Source organism: Enterobacter cloacae complex sp. 6730903, from assembly GCF_048283985.1.
GTDB classification, from domain to species: domain Bacteria; phylum Pseudomonadota; class Gammaproteobacteria; order Enterobacterales; family Enterobacteriaceae; genus Enterobacter; species Enterobacter hormaechei_C.
On record NZ_JBLVXX010000013.1, the window covers coordinates 18739 to 31326 of the forward strand.

At 54.5% G+C, this 12588-nt stretch carries 12 protein-coding genes, 1 pseudogene and 1 riboswitch; of the genes and pseudogenes, 6 read left to right on the forward strand and 7 right to left on the reverse strand.

All coding sequences use genetic code 11. The features are described from left to right. Nucleotides 1-69 precede the first annotated feature (69 nt). The 4 genes and pseudogenes from ACNQ0W_RS09120 (at nucleotide 70) to rlmA (ending at nucleotide 3253) form a co-directional block, all read left to right on the forward strand. Nucleotides 70-214 (forward strand): annotated as a pseudogene (locus tag ACNQ0W_RS09120) (DUF2627 domain-containing protein). 12 nt (nucleotides 215-226) lie between these two features. Next, complete coding sequence (gene cspE / locus ACNQ0W_RS09125; protein WP_001062678.1) at nucleotides 227-436, forward strand: transcription antiterminator/RNA stability regulator CspE; 210 nt, start codon at nucleotides 227-229, stop codon at nucleotides 434-436. Between the two features lie 216 nt (nucleotides 437-652). Next, the gene (gene ftsI, locus ACNQ0W_RS09130; RefSeq protein ID WP_062933483.1) at nucleotides 653-2398 is read left to right on the forward strand and encodes a peptidoglycan glycosyltransferase FtsI; all 1746 of its coding nucleotides are present in this window, start codon (nucleotides 653-655) and stop codon (nucleotides 2396-2398) included. Between the two features lie 39 nt (nucleotides 2399-2437). After that, complete coding sequence (gene rlmA / locus ACNQ0W_RS09135; protein WP_062933484.1) at nucleotides 2438-3253, forward strand: 23S rRNA (guanine(745)-N(1))-methyltransferase; 816 nt, start codon at nucleotides 2438-2440, stop codon at nucleotides 3251-3253. Here the strand turns inward: rlmA and mntP are convergent. The 5 genes from mntP to manX form a co-directional block, all read right to left on the reverse strand. Next, nucleotides 3250-3816 carry a manganese efflux pump MntP gene (gene mntP / locus ACNQ0W_RS09140; protein ID WP_003859911.1) on the reverse strand — a complete coding sequence of 189 codons (567 nt, stop codon included), beginning with the start codon at nucleotides 3814-3816 and terminating at the stop codon, nucleotides 3250-3252. The genes rlmA and mntP overlap by 4 nt on opposite strands. A gap of 1 nt (nucleotide 3817) precedes the next feature. Next, nucleotides 3818-4017: riboswitch (yybP-ykoY riboswitch) on the reverse strand. A 198-nt stretch (nucleotides 4018-4215) separates the two neighbouring features. Next, nucleotides 4216-4674, reverse strand: coding sequence for a DUF986 family protein (locus ACNQ0W_RS09145; protein ID WP_015570303.1), 459 nt, complete (start codon nucleotides 4672-4674; stop codon nucleotides 4216-4218). Nucleotides 4675-4728: 54 nt separating this feature from the next. Beyond that, the gene (locus ACNQ0W_RS09150; RefSeq protein WP_006810994.1) at nucleotides 4729-5580 is read right to left on the reverse strand and encodes a PTS mannose transporter subunit IID; all 852 of its coding nucleotides are present in this window, start codon (nucleotides 5578-5580) and stop codon (nucleotides 4729-4731) included. Nucleotides 5581-5592: 12 nt separating this feature from the next. Then, nucleotides 5593-6393 (reverse strand): PTS mannose transporter subunit IIC, encoded by an 801-nt coding sequence (gene manY / locus ACNQ0W_RS09155; protein ID WP_003859914.1) that lies wholly within the window; start codon nucleotides 6391-6393, stop codon nucleotides 5593-5595. 47 nt (nucleotides 6394-6440) lie between these two features. Further along, nucleotides 6441-7409: a PTS mannose transporter subunit IIAB gene (manX, locus tag ACNQ0W_RS09160; protein WP_047051756.1), complete on the reverse strand. Its 969-nt coding sequence runs from the start codon at nucleotides 7407-7409 to the stop codon at nucleotides 6441-6443. A 316-nt stretch (nucleotides 7410-7725) separates the two neighbouring features. Between manX and ACNQ0W_RS09165 the strand changes: the two genes are divergently transcribed. Beyond that, the gene (locus tag ACNQ0W_RS09165) at nucleotides 7726-7884 is read left to right on the forward strand and encodes a protein YoaL (protein WP_370883315.1); all 159 of its coding nucleotides are present in this window, start codon (nucleotides 7726-7728) and stop codon (nucleotides 7882-7884) included. Then, nucleotides 7872-9431: a CNNM family cation transport protein YoaE gene (yoaE, locus tag ACNQ0W_RS09170; RefSeq protein ID WP_006810992.1), complete on the forward strand. Its 1560-nt coding sequence runs from the start codon at nucleotides 7872-7874 to the stop codon at nucleotides 9429-9431. Before ACNQ0W_RS09165 ends, yoaE begins: the two co-directional genes overlap by 13 nt. A 6-nt stretch (nucleotides 9432-9437) precedes the next feature. Here yoaE and ACNQ0W_RS09175 read toward each other — a convergent pair whose 3' ends face one another. Next, nucleotides 9438-11036: an EAL domain-containing protein gene (locus ACNQ0W_RS09175; RefSeq protein ID WP_062933485.1), complete on the reverse strand. Its 1599-nt coding sequence runs from the start codon at nucleotides 11034-11036 to the stop codon at nucleotides 9438-9440. Nucleotides 11037-11165: 129 nt separating this feature from the next. Then, nucleotides 11166-12530 (reverse strand): L-serine ammonia-lyase, encoded by a 1365-nt coding sequence (gene sdaA / locus ACNQ0W_RS09180; RefSeq protein WP_062933486.1) that lies wholly within the window; start codon nucleotides 12528-12530, stop codon nucleotides 11166-11168. Nucleotides 12531-12588 lie beyond the last annotated feature (58 nt).

Consider the following 12588-nt stretch of genomic DNA (forward strand, 5'->3'; position numbering starts at 1 on the left):
AAATGGCTTGCCATATTAAACGTTGTGTGTGATAACACGTTTTGGGTCAAACGAGGTACAGTTCTGTTTATGTGTGGCATTTTCAGTAAAGAAGTCCTGAGTAAACACGTTGTCGTTGAATACCGCTTCTCTGCCGAACCTTATATTAGTGCCTCAAGCAGTAATGTCTCAGTTTTATCTATGTCAAAGCCCGCGGGCTAAGAAAACACTCTAAGGAATTTTGCAAATGGCAAAGATTAAAGGTCAAGTTAAGTGGTTCAACGAGTCTAAAGGTTTTGGTTTCATTACTCCTGCTGACGGCAGCAAAGACGTGTTCGTACACTTCTCTGCAATCCAGGGTAACGGCTTCAAAACTCTGGCTGAAGGCCAGAACGTTGAGTTCGAAATTCAGGATGGCCAGAAAGGCCCAGCTGCGGTTAACGTAACTGCTATCTGATCGAATCACTGCTGACTGAAGCGCTCAGCGCTTCGATCTCAGACATAAGCCTCGCCGATGCGGGGCTTTTTTATTCGCTTATTTTTCAAAATATTACGTAATCCTTCGCTGTTATTATCTTGTTGCAAACCCGCGAGATTATTAGCATTGTTTTTCCGCCTTATTATCTGCTTTTCCCGTTAAATCAGGGCGTTGATCAACAGCCCTGGGGTTAAGGTGAAAAAAAAGACAATAACCACCACCGGAAACTTTACTCCGGCACGTTTTGCACTTCTGTGTCTCGCTATCTTTTGTAGCCTTGCGTTTCTGCTGGGCCGCGTGGCGTGGCTGCAAATTATCAAACCGGATAATCTGGTGAAGCAGGAGGATATGCGCTCCCTGCGCGAAGTGGCGATAGACGCCCCGCGTGGGATGATTGTGGACCGTGAAGGGCGACCCCTTGCGGTGAGCGTACCTGTCCAGGCCGTCTGGGCCGATCCCAAAACAGTGCTGGAAAAAGGGGGGATCGGTTATGACTCGCGCTGGCAGGCCCTGGCAAATGCCTTACACCTTTCTCTGAGCACGCTCGCATCGCGCATCAACAGTAACCCGCACGGGCGATTTATTTACCTTGCCCGTCAGGTTGATCCCGCCCAGGCAAAGTGGATCGATAAGCTGCGTCTCCCCGGTATCAACCTTCGCGATGAGTCCCGCCGCTTTTATCCTGCCGGGCACGTGGCGGCGAACCTGATTGGCTTCACCAATATTGATGGTCAGGGCATTGAGGGCGTCGAGAAAAGCTTCAACACGCAGCTTACCGGGAAGACAGGCGTGCGGCTGGTCAGGAAAGATCGCTACGGACATGTGGTGGAGAACCTCACGGAGGTGGCTCCCGTACCGGCACATAATATCCAGCTGAGTATCGATGAACGCCTGCAAACTATCACCGAAGACGCGCTGGATAATGCCGTGGCGTGGAACAAAGCCGAATCAGGCGCGTCGGTGCTGATTAATATCCAGACGGGCGAAATTCTGGCAATGGCGAGCTTCCCCGACTTCAACCCCAACAACCGGGAAGGGGCAACGCTGGATGATTTTCGCAATCGCGCGATCAGCGACACCTTTGAACCTGGCTCGACCGTTAAGCCTCTGGTGCTGATGACGGCGCTACAGCAGGGGCTGGTACAGCCTGACAGCGTCATAGACACGCATCCCTACACCATTGATGGCCATCGTATCCGCGATGTGGGCTACTACCCCGAGCTGACGATGACCGGGATCCTGCAAAAATCCAGTGACACGGGCGTGTCGCGTCTTTCGCTGGCGATGCCCGTGCAACGGTTACTGGATACCTATAAACACTTTGGTTTTGGCGAGAGTACCGGGCTTGGCTTAACGGGAGAAAGCGCAGGTTTACTGCCGCAGCGAAAATTCTGGAGCCAGTTAGACCGGGCGACCTTTGCCTTTGGGTATGGCCTGATGGTCACCCCCCTCCAGCTGGCGCATGTGTATGCCACCATCGGCAGCTATGGCATTGAACGGCCTCTGTCCATCACCCGAATCGACCCGCCGGTGATTGGCAAGCGGGTGATGCCCGAGGAAATTGTTCACGAGGTGGAGCACATGATGGAGAGCGTTGCGTTACCCGGCGGTGGCGGGATCAAAGCGGCGGTGCGTAACTATCGCGTGGCGATAAAAACCGGGACGGCCAAAAAAATCGATGAACACGGTAAGTATGTGGATAAATACGTCGCCTATACCGCAGGCGTTGCGCCTGCCAGCGATCCCCGTTTTGCGCTGGTGGTGGTGATCAACGATCCGCAAAACGGTGCCTATTACGGCGGGGCCGTTTCCGCGCCCGTGTTCAGCGAAATTATGGGTAACGTTCTGCGTCTGGAAAACGTGAAGCCAGACGGGCTGCCGGCAGATTCTGACCATCTGATCGTGATGCGTCACCCAGCCGTTTATAACCCTGGCGAATAGCGGTACACTTCGCCTTTTGGTTTACGCCCTGGAGCTGTCATGTCTTTCAGTTGTCCCCTTTGCCACGCGCCGCTGACGCGCGCGGAGAAAACGTTTATCTGTCCACAGGGACATCAGTTTGACCGGGCGAAAGAGGGCTATGTAAATCTTCTGCCGGTACAGCACAAGCGCTCCCGGGACCCGGGTGACAGCGCGGAGATGATGCAGGCGCGCCGGGCGTTTCTCGATGCCGGGCACTATCAACCGCTCAGGGATGCCGTTGTCGCCTTACTCCGTCAATATCTGACAGAAGGCGCATCCGCCATGCTGGATATCGGCTGCGGCGAAGGTTACTACACCGCCACGTTTGCTGACGTGGCGGCTGAGAAGGGCGCCGAAACTTACGGGCTGGACGTGTCGAAAGTGGCTATCCGTGCGGCAGCAAAACGCTACTCAGCGGTAACGTTCTGCGTGGCCTCCAGCCACCGCCTGCCGTTTGAGGAAGCGAGTATGGACGCCGTGGTGCGTATCTATGCGCCGTGCAAGGCAGAGGAGCTGGCGCGCGTCGTTAAGCCCGGCGGCTGGGTTATCACCGTCACGCCAGGGCCGCGTCATCTGCTGGAGCTAAAAGGGCAGATCTATGATGAAGTTCACCTGCATGCGCCTCACTCTGAACAGCTGGCGGGCTTTGCGTTAAAGCAGGCGCAGTCGGTCGCGTATGAGATGACGTTGCAGGGAAGTGAAGCGGTGGCATTACTGCAAATGACGCCGTTTGCGTGGCGGGCTAAATCAGAGGTGTGGGAAACGCTGGCAGCGCAGACAGAATTTCGCTGCCAGACGGATTTCAGCATCCATTGCTGGCAGCGCGAAGGTTAACCCGCGAAATGTGCCCAAAGGATTTGGGCACCAATCCCGATCAACACGATACCGCCCAGAATTTCGGCGCGTTTGCCTAACAGCGGGCCAATGAACCGACCCACCATCATCCCCAGCGTTGACATGATCAGCGTGGCGCAGCCAATCGCCAGCGCGGTGGCGATAATATTGACCTGCAAAAACGCCAGACCAACACCCACGGCCATTGCATCCAGGCTGGTTGCGATGGCGGTTGTCACCAGAAGCCAGAAGCCATGGCGTTGCAGCGGCGCATCGTCTTCATCGCCGTTGCCTCGAAAACCTTCAATCACCATGCGTCCGCCGAGGAACACCAGTAGCACGAAAGCAATCCAGTGATTCCACTCCAGCACAAACTGGCTGGCGAGCATCCCCAGACCCCAGCCGATAAGCGGCGTCAGCGTTTCGATAGCGCCAAAGATGAGACCGGTACGCAGAGCTTCGGAAAATTTAGGTTTATGGAGGGTGGCGCCTTTACCAATAGAGGCGGCAAATGCGTCCATGGACATGCCAAAAGCCAGAAGGATCGTAGCGGAGATATTCATAAGAGCGTCCAGACCGGGGATATCCATATGACACATCACTGCCCCCAGTAAACAGCAGTTGATGTATCTATGGTCTCGCCTGATCGCTTTCGCACAGTAAGTGTGCTGAAAACGATCCGTACGCGCCACGTTTTTCAACGAGTATGTTGACACGTACATTTCCCGCAGGCAGGAAATCGGCTACTCCCCAACGACGGGCGCAACCTTAACATATTTTGAGAATATAAAACAACAATGAAGATGGCTTAATAAAGCCATCATGTTGATAACGATTTTCATTTAGATTTATGCGTGAAAATATCGTTAATAAATATAAGTTAATTAGCAAAGGAGATATAGCACCGGCTATATTGCTGGTTCAAGAATAATGCAATATATAGCCGATGCTATAATGCTAACTCATTGAGTTTTTACGAGTAATTTGTATATCTTTTCCAGGTCATCAATATTTTTGACCCGAATGAGCAGGCGGCGTTGTTCTAATTGCATCACCAGAACGCCGTCTTCGGATAAATTCATCTCTTTAATGCGGTTATATTCTATCCAGACATTGGCGAAGAAGAATCCGTGTTTTTTAAAAATGAGTTTTGGCGAGCGGATCCAGAACAGGTAAATCGCCATTAATGCCAGCGCACATAATAACCATGTGGTTAATATTGCGCCATGGCTGGTCACATTATTGTAAATCAGAATGACTACCAGACCGGCGAAGATAAACGCATCAATGCGTCCACGGCGTAAGAGGGGAAGGGTCAGCAGCGTCTCGCCGTGGCGGCGAGGCATAATGAACTCGTCATAGATCGCGTAGGCCAGAAGGGCAACAATAAACAAAACCAGTACGGTGTCCGTGACAGTCATTCATCCTCCAGATAAAAAGACCGGGGGCAAGCCCCCGGTCGGTAACGCAGTTTATTACAGACCCAGCAGGCCGACGGCGTAGCCCGCGATACCGATGACGAAGAAGCCAACGATGATCCACAGCGGGTTCACTTTCTTACGCAGCAGCCACATACAGGCGAAGGTTAACAGCAGCGGTACCAGGCCCGGCATCAGCTGGTCCAGAATGGTCTGCACGGTCGTAACGCGTGTCTGACCATCCTGACCGGTGATCGTCGATACCACCAGCGGGATGTTCACGTGCGTCCACTTGTTAACCAGCGCCCCCATTACAAACAGGCCGAGGATTGACGCCCCCTCAGTCAGTTTTTGCAGGAAGCCGCCGCCCATATCCTTAACGATATCCACCCCTTTACGGTAACCGTACGCCACGCCATAGTAACGGGTCAGCAGACGCACCGCGTTGAACAGGATGAAGAACAGCAGAGGACCGAGCAGGCTGCCGCTCATGGCGATCCCGGCGCCCAGTGCTGCAAAGACCGGACGCACGGTACCCCAGAAGATCGGGTCGCCCACGCCTGCCAGCGGCCCCATCAGACCAACTTTGATACCGTTGATAGCACCATCGTCGATCTCAGCTCCGTTCGCACGCTGCTCTTCCATCGCCAGCGTCACGCCCAGAACCGGCGCCGCAACATAAGGATGGGTGTTGAAGAATTCCAGGTGACGCTTAATTGCCTGACGGCGTGCTTCGTTGTTTTCCGGATACAGGCGTTTGATGGCCGGCACCATGGAGAAGCAGAAGCCGAGCGCCTGCATACGTTCGAAGTTCCATGAACCCTGAAACAGGTTAGAACGGATGAACACGCCACGAATATCACCCGGAGTGAGTTTTTTCTCAGTGGTAGTTTTTGTCATATCAACCATTTCGCTCACCTGTTAGTCCAGTTCGTTATCGAGATCGTTGTTACCAGCAGCCTGCGCAGGGGCACCCGCGACACGGTTGTATTTCGGGCTGAGCTGGATATAAAGAATCGCCATCACCGCACCAATCACACCCAGCGCAACCAGGTTGAAGTTGGTGAACGCAGCGGTAACGAAGCCGAGGTAGAAGAACGGCATAAGGTAGCCCGCGCGCATCATGTTGATGACCATCGCATAACCGACCACCACGATCATACCCCCGGCGATATTCAGACCGCTGGTGACCACTTCAGGGATCGCATTCAGCATGCCCTGAACTTCGCTGGTACCGACAGAGATCGCCACGATAACCGCAGGGATCGCGATACGCATCGCTTGCAGGAACAGGGAAGAAACGTGGATCCAGGAGAGCGCGGTGAGGTTGCCGTTTTCGGCCGCCTTATCCGCCGCGTGCTGGAAGGCAACGGTAATAGTACGAACGATAATGGTCAGCACCTGACCCGCTGCGGCCAGTGGGATGGCCAGCGCGATACCGGCACCAATACTCTGATGACCAGCGATAACCAGAACGGTTGAAATAATGGACGCCAGCGCGGCATCTGGCGCCACTGCCGCACCGATGTTCATCCAGCCGAGGGCGATCATTTCCAGGGTACCACCGATGATGATACCGGTTTTCATGTCACCGAGAACGGCGCCAATCAACGTACAGGCCACCAGAGGGCGGTGGAACTGAAATTCATCAAGTACGGACTCCATACCCGCAATACATGCGACGATGAACACCAGCACAATCTGAAGAGTAGTAATCTCCATTGCACTTCTCCTATTACATAAGCTCTATATGAAAAACCGGCCCGGGCTTATTTCCCCACTTTGCCGATCAAATCCATCATTTTCAGTTTCTGATCCGTGGAAACCTTACGGGCTTCCAGTTCGATACCGCGTGCATTCAGTTTGTTGAAGGCCTCGATATCTTTCGCATCCACTGAAATCGCGTTATTGACCTGCGTTTTGCCCTGACGGAATGCCATACCGCCAATGTTAACGGAGGTGATTTTCACGCCGCCTTCAACAATGCGTTCGACGTCTGTCGGGTTGGTGAAGAGAAGCATCACGCGCTCACCCGCATATTTCGGGTTGTTGTAAACGCGGATCATTTTGGCGACATCCACGACGTGCGCGGTGACGCCCGGCGGTGCAACCTGGGTAAGAAGGGTTTTACGGACAGTGTCGGCGGCCACTTCGTCACTGACCACGATAATGCGTTGTACGTTGGTCTCTTTGGTCCAGCGTGTCGCCACCTGGCCGTGGATCAAACGGTCATCAATACGCGCAAGGCCGATAACCATGTAATCGTTCGGACCCATTGGCTTCGCCGGTGCTGCCGCCCTTGGCGCAGCAGGGGCGGGGGCTGGGGCAGGTTTTTCAACCGGCTGCGCTTTCAGCGCCTTCACGCCTTCGCGACCGGTTTCCACCGCCAACGCCACCAGTTCATCAAAACCTGGATTGTCGTCACGCGCCATCAAGGTTTCCACCAACATCGGAATATTCACCCCGGCGACGACTTCATAATGCTCTTTATCGACGACAATGCGGCTGGCAGCGTTGAACGGGCTGCCGCCCCATGTATCCACGAGAAACAGCACGCCTTTGCTGGTATCCAGCTTCTCAAGCTGAGCAGTGTATTTTTCAATCAGCGTCTCGGCATTTTCACCGGGAACGAAATCGATCCAGCCGACGTTTTCCTGCTCGCCCAACAGCATTTCTGCCGTTTTGAGTAACTGCTCCGCAGCCCAACCATGTGTGCCTATGACAATAGCAATGGTCACTTGCTACCTCCTTTTATTATCATTTATACGTCTGCCAGGCAGGCGTACTGAGAATCGTATTGGCGAACCGAATCGATTCAGATAAGGGTTAGAGTTCAAAAAACTAAGACTTCCGCGAATTATTTTAGATAGTGAAAAAATAATTTATGTGATGAAGATCCGTAATTTAGCCACGCCTTACAGATTTTTCTCTAAGATAATCCGCGTGTGTTACAGAAGTTTGCAAAGGAACGTAAATCTTTGCTAAAAACCAATTGTCTCTGATATGTTTAGCGTCCGTTTAATTATTCAGGAGTATAGGGCTACAGCCCACTATATGGACCGTCACCGACGTCAGTCATCTTCCAGGCCATTCCGCGCCTTAATCACCGGCGATCTTCGCCACGCATCGACTCTCATTCCCTTTGAAATGCCCGACATTAGCGGGGCACCGTTTTGTCATTCCTTTAGCAGGAGCGTGTCATGGAATTCTTAATGGACCCGTCAATCTGGGTAGGTTTGCTTACGCTGGTCGTGCTGGAGATCGTTCTCGGTATTGATAACCTGGTGTTTATCGCCATCCTCGCGGATAAGCTGCCGCCGAAACAGCGTGATAAAGCCCGTCTGATCGGCCTCTCGCTGGCGCTGATCATGCGTCTGGGCTTACTGTCTGTGATTTCGTGGATGGTCACCCTGACGAAGCCCCTGTTCACCGTCATGGATTTCACCTTCTCCGGCCGCGATTTAATCATGCTGGTGGGGGGACTGTTCCTGCTGTTCAAAGCCACAACAGAGCTGCATGAACGGCTGGAGAACCGGCAGCATGATGATGGCCACGGTAAGGGCTACGCCAGCTTCTGGGTGGTTGTTCTCCAGATTGTGGTGCTTGATGCGGTCTTCTCACTGGATGCGGTGATTACGGCGGTCGGCATGGTGAACCATCTGCCGGTGATGATGGCGGCGGTGGTGATTGCGATGGCGGTAATGCTGCTGGCGTCGAAACCGCTGACGCGTTTCGTCAACCAGCATCCGACGGTCGTTGTGCTGTGTCTGAGCTTCCTGCTGATGATTGGTCTGAGCCTGGTAGCAGAAGGGTTTGGCTTCCATATTCCGAAAGGCTACCTGTACGCCGCGATTGGCTTCTCGATTCTGATCGAGCTGTTTAACCAGATTGCGCGCCGTAACTTTATTAAGCAGCAGTCGAATCAGCCGCTGCGAGCCCGTACCGCAGATGCGATTCTTCGACTGATGGGCGGGCGTCGTCAGGTGAACGTGCAGGCTGATAACGAGAACCGCAACCCGGTTCCGGTGCCGGAAGGCGCGTTTGTGGAAGAAGAACGTTATATGATCAATGGCGTGCTTTCGCTGGCTTCCCGCTCCCTGCGCGGCATTATGACGCCGCGCGGCGAAATCAGCTGGGTGGACGCCAACCTGAGCGTCGACGAAATTCGTCAGCAGCTGCTCTCTTCGCCGCACAGCCTGTTCCCGGTCTGCCGGGGTGAGCTGGATGAGATCATCGGTGTGGTACGCGCGAAAGAGATGCTGGTGGCGCTGGAAGAGGGCGTTAACGTCGAGGCCGTAGCGGCCGCGTCGCCTGCCATCGTGGTGCCGGAGACGCTGGATCCGATCAACCTGCTGGGCGTATTGCGTCGTGCCCGCGGGAGCTTTGTTATCGTCACCAACGAATTTGGTGTAGTACAGGGCCTGGTGACGCCGCTGGACGTGCTGGAAGCCATTGCCGGTGAATTCCCTGATGCGGATGAAACGCCGGAAATCGTTGCTGACGGTGACGGCTGGCTGGTGAAAGGCACCACCGACCTGCATGCGCTCTCGCACACGCTGGGCGTCGAAAACGTAGTCAATGATGATGAAGACATTGCCACCGTCGCGGGGCTGGTGATTGCCGTTAACGGGCAGATCCCGCGTATCGGTGATGTGCTGGAGCTGCCGCCGCTGCAAATTACCATCGTCGAAGCCAACGACTATCGCGTTGATATGGTGCGTATTGTTAAAGAGCACTCTGCACACGACGAAGAAGAGTAACGCTATCTAGCGTAACGGCAGTAAGGGCACGATGTGTCCGTTGTGACGGGCTGGCGGAGAGTGACTTTCCGCCAGCCATTTCGGAAACTCGCGCAGCGGCATTGGCCGCGCATACAAGTACCCCTGCAAAATATGTACGCTGTGACGGCGCAGGTAGCGTGACTGCTCCTCGGTTTCCACCCCCTCCGCAACCAGTTCAATATTCAGCCGCTGGCCCAGCGCAATAATAATATCCGTTACCGTTGAGTTCACGGCGTCGGTGCCGATCGCGGTGGTGAAGGATTTATCGATTTTCAGCACATCCGGATGCAGTTTTTCTAGCCATGAAAGTGAACTGTTGCCGGTCCCAAAATCATCAATCGCAAGTTTCACCCCTTTACGGTGCAGCTCACGCACGATGCGGTAATCCACATCCAGCAACGCATCGCGTTCGGTTAACTCGACGATCAACTGTTGTACAGGGTTGGCGTTAAACCAGATGCGGTTGAGATCCCGGATCAGCGTCGCGCGGCGAAAATGGCTGGCGGCCACGTTAATGCCGATATGGAAATCGCGCGAGGCCGGGAAATAGCCTATCTGCCGCACCGTTTCGCTGATGACGTAGCGGGTAAGCGGAACAATCAGGTTATGTTCTTCGGCCAGAGGGATAAAGACATCGGGCGAAATCCATCCCTGACGCGGGTTGTTCCAGCGCAGGAGGATCTCGACGCCGACGCATTCCCGGGTGCGGGCATTCACCAGCGGCTGGCAGAAAAGCTCAAACTCCCGGGCCGCAATTCCCATGTTGATTTCCCAGGTGAAACTGATGCGCCGCGCGGTGGCGAGCCAGGCGATATAGCCCATCAGTAAGCTGAGCATCAACGCCAGCGGCAGCTGGGTGGGCAGATTTTTCAACGCCATTTCGCCAGGCCCGGGGCCGCTCACCGTGACGCTGAAAGGGTAATGCTGTGACGATTGTTCCAGCAGGGAGGCGTTTTCATCGAAGGTCGGCGTAGTCGTCACCTGTTGCCCGTCGCGCAGGAAGTTATCTCCCACTCTCAGGACAACGTCGGTGATCTGCGGCCGCTGCGGCTCGAGAATCATTTTAGTGATGAGATCGATATTCACCACCTCCATCACCCCGTCGTTGCCATCGCCCGCAACGGGAGACCACTGAATCAGTACCGGGCTGCCTTTTACCAGCCACCGATCGGTCAACAGCAGCAGCCTGGATTCACTGACCGGAAGCTCCGGCACAAACTCACTGACGGGCACATTACGGCTGCCAAAGACGCTTGAGCAATACAGTATTCCGTCTTGAATGAGGGCGATGGAGCGTACGGTCTGGAGGATCGCCGCCTGTTTTCGCAGGATCAGATTTGCTTCGGAACAGGGTATGCCAACCAGTGAAAGTAGCGTTTCCCGCTGGGCCTCTAACGAAAGAAGCACCTTATCAAGCGCACGCACGGTGTGGTGGGTAAAGTCGTGGATCCGATCCTGATTTATGTTGCGCTGTGAAATAAAGCGAATACCCAGCGTCAGGACGAGCGTAACGAGCGCAACCGTGACACAGACGATAACGCGTTTTCGGCGATAGTCTTTAATGATCGTTTGTGCAGTTTGCATGAACGGTCGCCTGTTAAGCACCGGCCGGAAAAGCCAGACGCAACAGTGACAGTGTAGTGGGGAATACGTGAAGCGACGAGACGAGAGGGGAAAATTCGCCCATCCGTTGCAGATGGGCGAAAGGAAGGCTTAGTCGCACTGCACCTTAATGGCCAGACCGCCGCGCGAGGTCTCACGGTACTTCGCGTTCATATCCTTGCCGGTTTCGTACATGGTTTCAATAACCTTATCCAGCGACACGCGTGGCTCGCTGGTACGGCGCATCGCCATACGTGAGGCGTTGATCGCTTTGACGGAGGCAATGGCGTTACGCTCAATGCACGGTACCTGCACCTGACCGGCAACCGGGTCACAGGTCAGACCGAGGTTGTGCTCCATACCGATTTCCGCCGCCACGCACACCTGCTCAGGGCTTGCGCCCAGCAGCTCCGCCAGGCCAGCCGCCGCCATGGAGCAGGCCACGCCCACTTCACCCTGACAGCCCACTTCAGCACCGGAGATGGACGCATTCATTTTGTACAGTGCGCCGATAGCGCCTGCCGCGAGGAAATAACGGATATAGATGTCCGGCGTCACGGGCTCAATAAAGTGATCGTAATAGGCCAGCACCGCCGGAACGATACCGCACGCGCCGTTGGTTGGCGCCGTCACGACGCGACCACCCGCGGCGTTCTCTTCGTTAACCGCGAGGGCAAACATGTTCACCCAGTCAACCACGTTCATTGGGTCATTGGAGAACTTGTCGGTGGTGACCAGCATGCGGCGCAGCGCAGAGGCACGACGCGGTACGCGCAGTGGCCCAGGCAGAACGCCTTCGGTGTTCATCCCGCGATCAATACAGGCGCGCATGGTTTGCCACACGTTAGCAAAATAGTCTTCGATCTCTTTCTTGCTGTGCAGCGCCAGTTCGTTCTGCATCACCATGCCGGACAGGGACAGACCGGTCTCTTTGCAGTAGCCCAGCATCTCGGTGGCCGATTTAAACGGATAAGGCACATTGACGTCGCCCGCGCTCTCTTTACCAAAGTGTTCTTCGTCAACGATGAAGCCGCCGCCGATGGAGTAGTAGGTTTTGCTGTAGATCTCTTTTTCGCCACTCCAGGCGTGGATGGTCATGCCGTTTTCATGCAGCGGCAGGTTGTCGCTACGAAAACGCATCCCGTCATCCTGCGGGAAGTCCACTTCGTGCTTACCGTTAGCCAGCAGCAAACGACCGCGCGTTTCCACGTCACGGATAAATGCCGGAATGGCATCAATATCAACAGTGTCCGGCATATTGCCTGCCAGACCCATAATAATGGCGATATCGGTGTGGTGGCCTTTACCCGTTAATGACAGTGAACCGTAAACGTCTACGGCGACACGGGTAACGCTTTCCAGTAATCCTTTTTCGACCAGATCATCGACGAACTGTTTACCGGCCTTCATCGGCCCTACAGTGTGGGAAGAGGAAGGACCAATCCCCACTTTGAACATGTCGAATATACTAATCACTTTCACACTCCTGACAGGGTTACTGGGGTTCCAGTAACGATGTTATAACTGCGCATAG